Annotated in this window: 12 protein-coding genes; 2 read left to right on the plus strand and 10 right to left on the minus strand. The window is 56.6% G+C overall.

Annotated features, from left to right (window positions below; translation table 11 throughout):
- Positions 1–8: 8 nt before the first annotated feature.
- From rsxD to blr, 7 genes are all read right to left on the minus strand, one after another.
- Positions 9–1,061: an electron transport complex subunit RsxD gene (gene rsxD, locus A4308_RS14365; protein WP_045269484.1), complete on the minus strand. Its 1,053-nt coding sequence runs from the start codon at positions 1,059–1,061 to the stop codon at positions 9–11.
- On the minus strand, positions 1,062–3,083 hold the full coding sequence (gene rsxC / locus A4308_RS14370) for an electron transport complex subunit RsxC (RefSeq protein WP_045282026.1): 2,022 nt from the start codon (positions 3,081–3,083) through the stop codon (positions 1,062–1,064).
- A complete protein-coding gene (gene rsxB, locus A4308_RS14375; RefSeq protein ID WP_023337191.1) occupies positions 3,076–3,654 on the minus strand; it encodes an electron transport complex subunit RsxB in 579 nt (192 codons plus the stop codon). The genes rsxC and rsxB overlap by 8 nt, the downstream gene beginning before the upstream one ends.
- Positions 3,654–4,235 carry an electron transport complex subunit RsxA gene (gene rsxA, locus A4308_RS14380; RefSeq protein ID WP_014883581.1) on the minus strand — a complete coding sequence of 194 codons (582 nt, stop codon included), beginning with the start codon at positions 4,233–4,235 and terminating at the stop codon, positions 3,654–3,656. Before rsxA ends, rsxB begins: the two co-directional genes overlap by 1 nt.
- A gap of 76 nt (positions 4,236–4,311) precedes the next feature.
- Positions 4,312–4,752 carry a DUF2569 domain-containing protein gene (locus A4308_RS14385; RefSeq protein ID WP_014883582.1) on the minus strand — a complete coding sequence of 147 codons (441 nt, stop codon included), beginning with the start codon at positions 4,750–4,752 and terminating at the stop codon, positions 4,312–4,314.
- Positions 4,753–4,838: 86 nt separating this feature from the next.
- Positions 4,839–5,054, minus strand: coding sequence for a transcription modulator YdgT (gene ydgT, locus A4308_RS14390; RefSeq protein ID WP_013096896.1), 216 nt, complete (start codon positions 5,052–5,054; stop codon positions 4,839–4,841).
- 231 nt (positions 5,055–5,285) lie between these two features.
- Positions 5,286–5,411: a division septum protein Blr gene (blr, locus tag A4308_RS14395; protein WP_168112406.1), complete on the minus strand. Its 126-nt coding sequence runs from the start codon at positions 5,409–5,411 to the stop codon at positions 5,286–5,288.
- Positions 5,412–5,654: 243 nt separating this feature from the next.
- Here blr and A4308_RS14400 point away from each other — a divergent pair, with 243 nt between their 5' ends.
- Positions 5,655–6,695 (plus strand): oxidoreductase, encoded by a 1,041-nt coding sequence (locus A4308_RS14400; RefSeq protein ID WP_023337193.1) that lies wholly within the window; start codon positions 5,655–5,657, stop codon positions 6,693–6,695.
- 52 nt (positions 6,696–6,747) lie between these two features.
- Here A4308_RS14400 and add read toward each other — a convergent pair whose 3' ends face one another.
- The 3 genes from add to malX all read right to left on the minus strand — a co-directional run bounded on the left by add (position 6,748) and on the right by malX (position 10,657).
- Complete coding sequence (gene add, locus A4308_RS14405) at positions 6,748–7,749, minus strand: adenosine deaminase (RefSeq protein ID WP_023332825.1); 1,002 nt, start codon at positions 7,747–7,749, stop codon at positions 6,748–6,750.
- A gap of 96 nt (positions 7,750–7,845) precedes the next feature.
- Positions 7,846–9,018, minus strand: a complete 1,173-nt coding sequence (locus A4308_RS14410; RefSeq protein ID WP_045282027.1) for a MalY/PatB family protein — start codon at positions 9,016–9,018, stop codon at positions 7,846–7,848.
- Positions 9,019–9,064: 46 nt separating this feature from the next.
- Positions 9,065–10,657, minus strand: a complete 1,593-nt coding sequence (gene malX, locus A4308_RS14415; RefSeq protein WP_045269488.1) for a maltose/glucose-specific PTS transporter subunit IIBC — start codon at positions 10,655–10,657, stop codon at positions 9,065–9,067.
- Between the two features lie 177 nt (positions 10,658–10,834).
- On the opposite strand from malX, the gene A4308_RS14420 reads away from it, so the two are divergent.
- Positions 10,835–11,863: a Mal regulon transcriptional regulator MalI gene (locus A4308_RS14420; RefSeq protein WP_045282028.1), complete on the plus strand. Its 1,029-nt coding sequence runs from the start codon at positions 10,835–10,837 to the stop codon at positions 11,861–11,863.
- The last annotated feature ends 100 nt before the right edge of the window (positions 11,864–11,963 follow it).

Genomic DNA, 11,963 nt, shown 5'->3' on the forward strand with positions numbered 1-11,963 from the left:
CGACACCCTTAACGATGGCCGTACACGCGCGGGCGCGTGTAATAGTCGATGAGTGGAACGGTGATGTTGGCGAGCAGGACGGCAAACGCCACCCCGTCCGGATAACCGCCAAAGCTACGGATGAGCCAGACCAGCAGTCCTGCCAGCGCACCGAAGATCAAGCGACCACGGTTAGTCGTAGACGCCGTCACCGGATCGGTCAGGATAAAGAACGCGCCAAGCATCGTTGCACCGGAGAGCAAATGCATCTGCGGGCTGGCCAGCGACTCAGGGGAGAAGACCCAGCCAAGGGTGGCACAAACCGCCAGCGTCACGAGGAAGCTGACCGGAATATGCCAGCGGATGGCCTTCTGCTGCAGCAGGAACAGGCCACCCAGCAGATACGCCAGGTTAACCCACTGCCAGCCTGCACCCGCAAGCATACCGCTGTAGATGGCGGATTTCATGATTTGCTCGACGCTGTGCCCGGCATGCAGGGACGTTTTGAACGTATCGAGCGGCGTCGCCTGGCTGATGCCGTCCACGCCCATACGCAGCGCGTTCATATCCGCGCCGAGCGCCGTATGGCCGGTAAAGATCACGTGCAGGGCATCCATAAAGCCTGGCACCGTGGCGGCAATGTCATGCGGTGGAAGCCAACTGGTCATTTGTACCGGGAAGGAGATCAGCAGCACCACATAGCCGATCATCGCCGGGTTAAACGGGTTATGGCCGAGCCCGCCATACAGCTGTTTGGCAATAATCACGGCAAAAACGGTACCGAGGACGACCAACCACCACGGGGCAAACGGCGGAATACTGATGGCCAGCAGCAGGCCGGTCAGCAGCGCGGAGTTGTCGGCAAGAATGCGGGAGACCGTCATCTTGCGAAGCTTCAGCACCAGCGCCTCTGCCGCTACGGCGCTGATACAGCCCAGGGCTATCTGGAACAGGGTTCCCCAGCCGAAAAACCAGCACTGAACGGCAATACCCGGCAGCGCGGCCAGGCAAACCAGCATCATAATACGCGATGTCTGACGCTGATTATGGGTGTAAGGGGAACTTGCGATTCTGAAAACCATTTAATCCTCGTTAACGGCTTGCTGTGCGGCTTTCTTCGCCTGAACGCGCGCAATCGCGGCAGCGACGGCGGCCTTGCGCGGGTCATCGTTAGCGGCCTGCGGCTGCTCTTCCTGCTGCGCTGCTTTACGCGCTTTGGCACGGGCTATCGCCGCTTCAACGGCAGCTTTACGCGGGTCAACCGGTGCTTCTGTTTCTGCTGCAGGTGCCTGCTGCGCTGCTTTACGCGCTTTGGCGCGGGCAATCGCGGCTTCAACAGCGGCTTTACGCGGATCGACCGCGTCCTGTTCAACCATCACCTGCTGCTCCCCGGCCTTACGGGCTTTGGCACGGGCAATCGCCGCCTCGACAGCGGCTTTGCGTGGATCGACCTCCCCATCCGGTTGCGCTGTTTGCGCTTTTTCTGCCTGACGTGCGCGAGCCGCAGCCTTGCGTGCTTCACGCGCGGCGATGGCTTCACTGTTGTCAGGCTTCTCACCTGCAGGGATCACCACCGTCTGGGCAGCATTGGCTTTTTTCTCGCGAACGCGCGCCAGGGCGGCGTTAATGGCATCCTGATCTTTTTCGCCAGGCTGGACGGCGGCCTGCTTATGACGCTCCTGACGGGCCGCTTTTTCACGTTCCAGCCGCGCCTGACGTGCTTCAAAGCGCGCTTTGGCTTCTGCTGCACGTTTTTCTTCCATGGAGATGGCATAAATTTCGGCCTTCTCCTGGCGGAAGTATTGCACCAGCGGAATATTGCTTGGGCAGACCCAGGCGCAGGCGCCGCATTCGATGCAGTCGGCCAGGTTATGCGCTTTGGCTTTATCGTGTAGCTGGCCTTTGCTGTACCAGTAAAGCTGCTGCGGGAGCAGATCCGCCGGACAGGCATCGGCACAGGCGCCACAGCGGATGCAGCCTTTCTCTTCCTGCACTTCGCCCATCTCGGTGGAAGAGGGAGCAAGCAGGCAGTTCGTGATTTTGACTACCGGGACATCCAGCCATGGCAGGGTAAAGCCCATCAGAGGGCCACCCATGATCACCATCTGATCGGTACCCGGGCAGAATTCAGCCTGCTCCAGCAAATGACGCACCGGCGTACCGAGGCGCGCCCAGACGTTACCCGGACGGGAGACCGATTCGCCAGTCAGCGTCACGACTCGTTCGGTTAACGGCTCGCCGTCAATTACCGCACGTTTCACGGCATAAGCTGTGCCGACGTTTTGCATCAGCACGCCGATATCCGAAGAACGTCCGCCGTGCGGCACTTGCTTCCCGGTGAGGATTTGCGTCAGCTGTTTTGCGCCGCCAGACGGGTACTTGGTTGGAATAACGCGCAGGGTGATATCATGGCTACCCGCCAGCACGGCGCGCAGCATGGAGATAGCCTGCGGTTTATTGTCTTCGATACCAATCAGCACTTCTCGCGGCTGCAAAATATGCGCGAGGATACGGATGCCTTCCACTACCTGAGCGGCGCAATCCTGCATCAGACGATCGTCGGCGGTGATATACGGCTCGCACTCTGCGGCATTGATAATCAGCGTCTGGATTTTATCGCTACCGCCGCGCAGCTTGACGCCGGTAGGGAAGCCCGCGCCGCCCAGCCCGGCAACGCCGAACTGGTGAATGCGCTCGATAAGCGCTTCGCGGCTCTGGCTGCGGTAGTCGCTCCAGCCGTCACGTTCGATCCAGCGATCTTCGCCGTCGGCTTCAATGATCACGCTCAGCTCTGAAAGTGCCGACGGATGCGCCACCGTATGAGGGGCAATCGCGATCACTTTACCGGACGTTGGGGCGTGTACAGGCAGCATACGTCCGCGACCAAAGGTCAGCGGCTGACCGCGAAGGACGGTATCACCTTCTTTTACGCACAGCTCACCTTCCGCGCCGATATGCTGCTTGAGCGGCATGACGTAACGCGTCGCCAGCGGAATCTGGCGCAGCGGCGTGCCGTTAGACTGGGTTTTCATCTCCGGCGGATGAATACCGCCGTCAAAGTCCCAGATCTTCTCTTTTCTGAAAGCAGAAAATAACTTAAGCATGTTGTTCCACAGGAATGTTGCGAACCGGAATGGTTTGAAGATCCCACTTCCAGCTTTCGGTAGTCGCTTCAACCGGGCGCAGCGTAATACATTGCGTCGGGCAGGGGGCTACGCAGAGGTTACAGCCGGTGCACAGATCCGCCACGACGGTATGCATGGCGCGGGTGGCACCAACAATGGCATCAACCGGGCAGGCCTGAATACATTTAGTGCAGCCGATGCAATTTGCCTCGTCGATCACGGCGAGGGCGCGGACCGGCTCCTGCACATCCGCATCGCCATCAACGGGCTGTGGGTCAACGTTAAGCAGGGCCGCAATTTTCAGCATCACCGCTTCGCCGCCGGGCGCACAGCGGTTAATTTTCTCACCCTGAATGCCCACCGCTTCAGCGTAAGGGCGACAGCCAGGGTAGCCGCACTGCCCACACTGGCTTTGCGGCAGAAGCTCATCAATTTTTTCTACAACGGGATCGTCCTCTACCGCGAAACGGCGGGAGGCGTAACCGAGGATAAGGCCAAACGCTAACCCCAGGACGCTAATAGAGGCGATGGCAATCCAGATAGCATTCATTACAACTTCACCAGACCACTGAAGCCCATAAAGGCCAGAGACATTAAACCCGCGGTGACCAGCGCAATCGCGTTACCGCGGAAAGGCGCAGGGATATCCGCAGCGGCCAGACGTTCGCGAATCGAGGCGAACAGTACCATTACGAACGAGAAACCGACGGCGGCGGAAAAACCGTACAGCGCCGACTGCATAAAGTTATGGCCAAGGTTGATGTTCAACAGCGCCACGCCGAGTACCGCGCAGTTTGTGGTGATCAGCGGCAGGAAGATACCGAGCAGGCGATAGAGCGCCGGACTGGTTTTACGCACCACCATTTCGGTAAATTGCACAACAACGGCAATGACCAGAATAAATGCCAGCGTACGGAGGTAGATTAACCCCAGCGGAATGAGGATCCAGGTATCAATCAACCACGCGCAAATCGATGCCATCGTCATGACGAAGGTGGTTGCCAGCCCCATGCCCATCGCCGTTTCCAGTTTTTTGGAAACGCCCATAAACGGGCACAGGCCAAGGAACTTCACCAGAACGAAGTTGTTAACCAGCACAGTGCCGACAAAGAGCAGTAAGTAATCGGTCATTATTTAGCCTGAAATAAAAAAGCCGCCTATTATCGGACAAACCGGGTCAGGCGACAACAGGTTATCTGTAAGGTTATTACGGGTTCACAAAGGTGTTTTTTACCCGCGTCGACCGCTTGAAATAGGGCACCAGCAGCGCCGCGGCCAGTAACGGGAAAAGTAGCTGGCGGACCGCAAGCGCGTCAGACACCGGCGAGAACGCAAACGCCTTGACTGCCAGCAGGACTGAGATTAACAGCCAGATAATATAGTGCTTAGGCACCCCTTTGCGGCGTTTGAAGAAGGCGATGGTCAGCCACAGGGTGTAGTACCACATGCCGATCGCGAAAACGAAGGACACAAACCACATCGCAATATTAAGCACACTTTGCGACATCAGGGTCTGAATAGCGTGAGGGGTGATCAGTGCGGTGGTATAAAGCAGCAGCGCAAGCGATGCGCTTAACAAGGCAACCAGCAGCCATGCCAGTGGGGCGATTAACCAGCCTCCAATGCGTTCTCCAGGCGTTGCGGTCATGAACTCTCCCATAATCTGCGCGAAATGTTGTACAGCCAGTTTGCAGGGCGGAGAGTATATAACATTTCGCGCGGATGGCTACTTTCTTATAAAACGTAACGCCAGACAGACTTAGGCACTTCACCGACGTTGAACAAACGACCGCCGGAGACCAGCTCCGCACGGCGATGATCGGCGGCGCGATACATATTGATGATGTCCTGATTATCCGACAGGGTGTAGTTCAGGTGGTCAAACAGTTTTTCCAGGCTCTCAAGCGAATTGATCTTGCGAAATTTTAATAAATAGTCCTGAACTGTCATATTAATAAGTTTCCATATAAAAGTGAGTAATACCCGTTAAGGTAATTCGTTCGAATAATAAACGGATTAATAAAGACGTAAACAGCCCACTCAGGTAACGCGACGAAATTAGGAGTTTTCTTTGCTGAAATTCAGGCATCAGACGATGCCTGGAAGAGAAGGTTAACCGTGTTCACCTGGGCTGGCAATACGTAACTGACATAATATGTCACTCGTTATTGCAGTAACCGGTTACTTAGGTTGGGCGACTGTGACAGGCTCCGGCGGCTGGTAGTTATCGATGTGGCTGGCAACGCCGAGCAAAATGACCGATACCCCAAGAACAATCCATCCCGCTAATTCAATGATTCGATTAATAATTGATGTCATGACTCGTAATTGTACTTTATCCATAAATACAGGGCGCAAATGTTACAGCGAGGCCTCACCAACGGCAAGCGCTTTGGGAACGGTTCCCTTAAACAAAATCAGAAGGTTAATACTATGTAACGAAAACAACCGCCACAACCTGCTATTTTAAGTCATACGGCATATTATTAATCTGCGCTTATGCCAGGCTTGCCAGTGTGAAATAAGAACGTCATAAAAGAGGACGGCACTATGAGTGATAATATCCGCGTCGGTCTGATAGGTTATGGGTACGCGAGCAAAACGTTTCATGCACCTCTGATAGCCGGAACGCCCGGAATGATGCTGGCAGCAGTATCCAGTAGCGATGCTACCAAAGTCCATGCCGACTGGCCTTCCGTGCCGGTTGTCTCTGAGCCAAAACATCTCTTCAACGATCCGAATATTGATTTAATTGTCATCCCTACACCTAACGACACGCATTTCCCCCTGGCAAAAGCCGCGCTGGAAGCAGGAAAGCACGTCATTGTTGATAAACCTTTCACGGTGACGTTGTCACAGGCGCGTGAACTGGACGCGCTGGCAAAAGGCCTGGGCAGACTGCTTTCCGTTTTTCATAACCGCCGTTGGGACAGCGACTTCCTGACGGTAAAAACGCTACTCAGCGAAGGTACGTTAGGCGAGATCCTCTTTTTTGAATCGCACTTTGACCGTTTTCGCCCGCAGGTAAGAAACCGCTGGCGGGAGCAGGCCGGTCCGGGGAGCGGCATCTGGTACGATTTAGCCCCTCATCTTTTGGACCAGGCTGTCAACCTGTTTGGTCTGCCGGTGAGCATGACGGTCGATCTGGCCCAGCTCAGACCCGGGGCGCAGACGACCGATTACTTCCACGCGGTGTTAAGTTATCCGCAGCGCCGCATCGTGCTGCATGGAACGATGGTCGCGGCCGCGGAATCTGCCCGTTATATCATTCACGGCACGCGGGGAAGCTATGTGAAGTTTGGCCTCGATCCACAGGAAGACCGTCTTAAAAACGGTGAGCGTTTGCCGCAGGAAGACTGGGGCTATGATATGCGCGACGGCGTGGTCACGCGGGTTGAAGGTGAGGAACTGGTTGAGGAAACGTTGCTGACGATGCCGGGCAACTATCCGGCCTATTATGCGGCTATTCGCGATGCGTTGAACGGAACAGGAGAAAATCCGGTTCCGGCCAGCCAGGCGATTCAGATTATGGAGCTGATTGAGCTGGGTATCGAATCTGCCAAACATCGCGCCACGCTCTGTCTGGCATAGGGTTCAGATACTGTAGGCCGGGTAAGGCGCAGCCGCCACCCGGCAAAAAGGCTTACGCGGTTGCCACTTTATTCCGCAGAGCCTGCTTCTCTTCCGGCGTCAGGAACGCAATTTCCAGACCGTTGATCTGCGCCTGACGGATCTGCTCGCGGCTCAGACCCGCCTGCGGTGCGGCGTTGTTGTACTCGTGGATGATATCCACGCCCTGTACCGCCGGATCGTCAGTGTTCAGCGAGGCCAGCACGCCGTGTTCCAGGAAGGTTTTCAGCGGGTGCTGCGCGAGCGTTGCCACGGTGCTGGTCTGAATATTGGACGTCAGGCACGATTCAATCCCGATACGCTGTTCTGCGAGGAAATCCATCAGGGCGCGGTCTTCTACCGCCTTCACGCCGTGACCGATACGCTCGGCGCCGAGCTCACGAATGGCCTGCCAGATACTTTCCGGGCCTGCCGCTTCGCCCGCATGAACGGTAATGTGCCAGCCGGCATCGCGTGCGCGGTTGAAGTGAGAGAGGAACAGGCTGCCCGGGAAGCCCAGTTCATCACCGGCGAGATCGACGGCAGTGATGGCATCGCGATGGGCCAGCAGCGCCTCCAGCTCCTGCAGGCAGGCCGCTTCGCCAAACGTACGGCTCATAATACCAATCAGACGGGCCTGGACATCGTAGGTTTCGCAGCCCTGGCGGACGCCTTCAATCACGGCTTCCACCACGCCTGCAACGGGCAGGTTGTGGGTCATCGCCATATAGCCCGGCGAGAAGCGCAGCTCAACGTAGTGTAGGCCGTTACGAGCCGCATCTTCAATGTTCTCAAACGCCACGCGGCGGCAGGCATCCAGCGAGGCCAGCATCTTCACGCCCCAGTCGAGTTTGCTCAGGAAGCTGACGAGGTCAGGTTCATTAGAGGTGACCTGTACGTGCGGGATCAATGACTCCAGCGTTTGAGCGGGAAGCGTTAAATTGTACTGGCGGCCAAGATCGAGGATGGTTTGGGCACGAATGTTACCGTCAAGGTGACGATGAATATCAGTTAAAGGCAGGCGTGTATCAATCATGGTCGCACTCTTTTCTGGTTAAAGTGCGCCATATTATAAAAACAAAACGGGGTAAAAAGCTATTTGCGCAAGGGAATATTCCGTTGCGCAAACTGATTACAGGAGCGTGTTAATCCCGGCGATGAGGCGTTTCACCCCTTGTTCCAGCTTGCTGCGCGGGCAGCCTGCGTTCAGGCGCACGAAACCGTTACCTTCGTTTCCGTAGGTATATCCCGGCATGATGGCCACTTTTTGGTGCTCAATCAGTACTTTTTGTAGCGCGCGGTCATCAATATTTAGCGGGCGCAGATCAACCCAGGCCAGATAGGTGGCCTCCGGCGGCTGCCAGTTCAGTTTCGGAAAAGCACTGTTTAATTCCTGCGCGATATACAGCAGATTTTCTTCGAGATAGTGCCTTAGGGCATCCAGCCACGGCGCTCCCTGCTGGTAGGCGGCGATATGCGCCGTCAGTGCCAGTACGGAGGGGGAAGAAAGTCCGTCCCGGCCTTTTAAGGCACTGAGATAGCCGTTACGGCTCTCTTCTTCACCTATCAGGCCGTAAGCGCCCGTCAGCGCCGGAATATTAAAGCTTTTCGAGCCGGAGGTTAGCAGCGCCCATTTGCCGCGCGCCACCTCATTCCACGGCGTGTGACGATGCGCACCCCACACCATGTCCATATGAATTTCATCGCTGATGACCGCAACGTTATGGCGCGCGCACAACTCTGCCATGTGGGTCAATTCTTCGCGGGTCCAGACCTTACCGGTTGGGTTTTGCGGGCTGCACAGGAGCAGGATTCTATTTTCCGGTTTCGCCAGTGCCCCTTCCAGAGCGGCCATATTGCCCAGCCAGCCAGAAGCATGCTTTTCCATCTTAACCGGCACCACATGACGCCCATTGCCTTCAATGGCTTTGTAAAACGCATCGTATGCCGGGGTGTGCACCACCACGCCGTCGCCAGGAGCGGACCAGAGACGAATCAGCTCGGACACCATGTAGATGACGGAAGGGCCATACACGATGGTTTCGGTATCAATGTGGCTGTTAAAGCGCTGGCGGAACCAGTGCGCGACGGCGGCGAGAAATTCATCGTTTTTCCAGCGGCTGTAGCCAAACACGCCGTGGTTGATGCGCTGGTGCATCGCGTCAGTAATGCAGGGTGCGGTGGCGAAATCCATATCCGAGATGGTGAAGGGCAGCAGGTCGGGCGCGCCAAAACGGTCGGCGACGTAGTCCCACTGTGTACACCAGGTGCCGTGACGATCCACGACGGTAGAGAAATCAAACATCACGTGAGTCCTTAAAGTAAAACCCCCTCAGAGCGAGGGGGGGGCATCAGGCTTCTACTGTTCGCATCAGGGTTGCCAGCTCATCTTTCACCGACTGTACCTGCGGGCCGATAACCACCTGCAAATTGTGCTGATTTAACTGTACCACGCCGATCGCCCGGTTGGCTTTCAGGGCGTTGGTATCCACTTTTGACATATCCGCCACCGACAAACGCAGGCGGGTAATGCAGTTATCCAGCGAGGTAATGTTATCCGCACCGCCCAGCGCCGCCAGAATGGCAGGGGTGTTATAGCCGGATTTGCCCACGGTTCCTGCAACCGCCTGTTCGACGCTGGTGGCTGTTTCAACATCACGGCCTGGCGTTTTCAGGTTGAAGCGGGTAATGGCGAAGCGGAAGATGCCGTAGTACACCGCAAACCAGATGGCCGCCACGACCGGTACCAGATACCACTTGGTGGAAAGACCATGCAGGATACCGAACACGACGAAGTCAATCACGTTGCCGTCGGTATTACCGATAGTGACGCCCAGCACCGCCATGACGGTAAAGCCCAGACCGGTCAGCACGGCGTGGATGAGATACAGCACCGGCGCAACAAACAGGAACAGGAATTCGATAGGCTCAGTGGTCCCGCCGACGACGCAGGCGATCACGCCGGAGATCAGCAGCCCTTTAATTTTATGGCGGTTTTCCGGACGCGCGCAGTGGTACATCGCCAGTGCCGCACCCGGCAGGCCGCCAAGGAAGGCTGGCATTTTACCCTGAGACAGGAAGCGGGTGGCGCTTTCAGAGAAGCCATGAGTGGTCGGGCAGCTCAGCTGCGCCTGGAAGATGGTCAGCGCGCCGCTCACATCGTGACCGCACACCTCCATGGTTCCGCCCGCTTCGGTGAAGCGAATCAGGGCGACCAGGATATGCTGCAGGCCAAACGGCAGCAGCAGACGCTCACCGGTACCGAAGATCATCGGACCAAAATCGCCCGCGCCGTTAATGATGCGGCCAATACCGTTGATGCCCATCGCAAAGACTGGCCAGATCAGCGGAATGATTAAACCAAACAGACCCATCACCACCAGGGTAATAATTGGTACAAAGCGGGTACCGCCGAAGAAGGCCAGGGCATCCGGCAGGCGAATATTGTGGAAGCGCTCGTGCAGCATCCAGATAATCACCCCGGCGATCACCGCGCCGAGGATCCCGGTATCAATCGACTGGATACCAATCACGCTCTGAATGTTATTGGCTTTCAGCACGGCAGCGTCGGTGGTCGGCAGAATGCCTTTCGCGGTCAGCCAGAAGTTAACCGCCAGGTTCATCACTGCGTAACCCACAAAACCGGCAAACGCCGCCACACCTTTGTTCTCGCGCGCCAGACCCAGCGGGATAGCGATACAGAACATCACAGGCAGGAAGCTAAATGCGAAGGAGCCGACTTTACTCATCCAGATGAAGATCGCCTGCAGTACGGGGGTACCGAGGAACGGGATCAGGGTAATGACGTCTTTACTGCTCAGTGAGCTACCGATCCCGAGCATGATCCCACAGAACGAGAGGAGTGCCACGGGCAGCATAAAGGTTTTACCCAGTTGCTGGAAAAACTCCCACAGCGATATTTTTTGTGCTGCTTTCGCCGTCATAAAACGACTCCTTTATTGTTAAAATCAGTTTATCTGCTTCAATGCTGCGAGAAGATAAAACGTTTTATCAAAGTTTAGTGCGCGCTAAATCACATTCTCAGGCTTTGACTGGTAGTATAAAGATAACGTATTGATAAAACGTTTTACCGATCTCATTTCAGGGAGTCACGCCGACACATGGCTGTAGCGAAAAAAATCACCATCAACGATGTCGCGCTGGCGGCGGGGGTCTCCGTCAGTACCGTTTCTCTGGTGCTTAGCGGAAAAGGGCGCATCTCGCCTGCCACCGGGCAGCGAGTTAACGAGGCGGTTGAACAATTAGGCTTTGTGCGTAACCGCCAGGCGTCGGCGCTGCGCGGTGGACAAAGCGGGGTGATTGGCCTGATTGTCCGGGATCTGACGTCTCCGTTTTATGCAGAATTGACCGCCGGGTTAACCGAAGCGCTTGAAGCGCAGGGGCGGATGGTCTTTCTGCTGCACGGCGGACGCGAAGCCGATCAGCTCCTTTCCCGGCTGGATATGCTGCTCAACCAGGGCGTGGACGGGGTGATCGTCGCCGGGGCGTCGGGCGTGGGTAGCGAACTGTGCGAGCGTGCCGCCGAAAAAGGCGTGCCGCTGGTCTTTGCTTCGCGCGCCAGCTACCTGGACGAAGCGGATACGCTGCGCCCGGATAACATGCAGGCCGCGCAAATGTTGACCGAGCATCTTATTCGTCGCGGTCATCAGCGCATTGCCTGGCTGGGGGGTAAAAGTTCGTCCCTGACCCGCGCCGAACGGGTCGGCGGCTACTGCGCGACGTTGATCAAATACGGTTTGCCGTTCCACAGTGAATGGGTTGTTGAATGTGAGTCCAGCCAGAAGAAAGCGGCTGAAGCGATAAATGCGCTGTTGCGAAGCAACCCGACGATCAGCGCCGTGATTTGCTACAACGATGTGATTGCTATGGGGGCCTGGTTTGGCCTGATCCGCGCCGGGCGGCAGAGCGGTGAGGGCGGGGTGGAAACTTTCTTTGGCCATCAGGTCTCGCTGGGGGCGTTCGCCGACGTCGGTGAAAACGCGCTGGATGACCTGCCGATCGTCTGGGCCACCACTCCCGCGCGGGAGATGGGTTATACGCTGGCGGACAGAATCATGCATCGCATCGAGAATACGGATGTCCAGGCCGGGCACCAGATTGTGGCGGCGCGCCTGGTCACCGTGAAATAAACGCCTCTGCACATCGCCCGGCGGCAACGACCCCCGATCGTAGGCCGGGTAAGCGTCAGCGCCACCCGGGAATAAAAAACCCCTCATGAGAGGGGTTTTG

This window comes from Enterobacter sp. ODB01 (assembly GCF_001623605.1).
GTDB classification, from domain to species: Bacteria; Pseudomonadota; Gammaproteobacteria; order Enterobacterales; family Enterobacteriaceae; genus Enterobacter; species Enterobacter kobei.